Source organism: Clostridium sp. CTA-7 (assembly GCF_054768095.1).
In genome coordinates this window covers 1-867 of sequence record NZ_BAAAAV010000026.1, presented here as the reverse complement: position 1 = coordinate 867, position 867 = coordinate 1, and the positions used below count along the sequence as shown (strand labels likewise).

Below are 867 nucleotides of genomic sequence, written 5' to 3'. Positions count from 1 at the left end.
TCAGTTGGTTAGAGCAACCGGCTCATAACCGGTTGGTCCGGGGTTCGAGTCCCTGAAGGTCCACCATATTTGGGGGTATAGCTCAGTTGGGAGAGCACTTGCCTTGCACGCAAGGGGTCAAGGGTTCGAATCCCTTTACCTCCACCAAAGCTACGATATAATCGTAGCTTTTTTTGCTTTAATTAAAGTTAAATCAAATTATCTAATATGATAGATCAATAAAATTTAGGTATATAATCATAACTTAGAGAAATAATTTTATTTATCTGAATTATAATAATCTATAAGATCATAATAAAGGCTATAAAAGTATTTTATATAATCTTAGATTAGAAAATATTATTCTTCTTACAAAAGAATATAAAATTTATAATACTATGGTACTTTCAGAGTAAATTTAATACTAAACTTAATTGATAAAGATTAATAAATTTTAAATAAAGTATAGGTAGCTAGTAAGGTAATATATATAAACGTATCACGAAAATATATGTTGAATATGAATAACTAATCCTGGTGTATCAATAATAGAATTAATTAGATAATAATAGAGAAATAGAGTAAATTAATAATAAGTTTAAAAAATGGACACATATGCATAAAACTATATTAATTTTAAATGATATTATAAATCTCGTCGCTGAGAGATGCGATAAAACAAGTCAAAAAAACTTTGAAAAAAAGTTGTTGACAATAAGAAAAACAAATGATATTATAATAAAGTCGCTTGAGGGCGATGAAGAAAATGGTCTTTGAAAATTGAACAGAATATAAGTTAAGTAAACAAACCAGCAATTCTTTTAGACGTCTTAAAATTAAGACTCAAAGTAATTTGAGCAAAGAGATTAAACTTTTTATTGAGAGTTT

Annotated in this window: 1 tRNA gene; it reads left to right on the top strand. The window is 27.2% G+C overall.

What is annotated here, in order from left to right:
- Window positions 1-71 precede the first annotated feature (71 nt).
- Window positions 72-147 (top strand) — tRNA-Ala (locus ACYUEX_RS18680).
- Window positions 148-867: the final 720 nt, after the last annotated feature.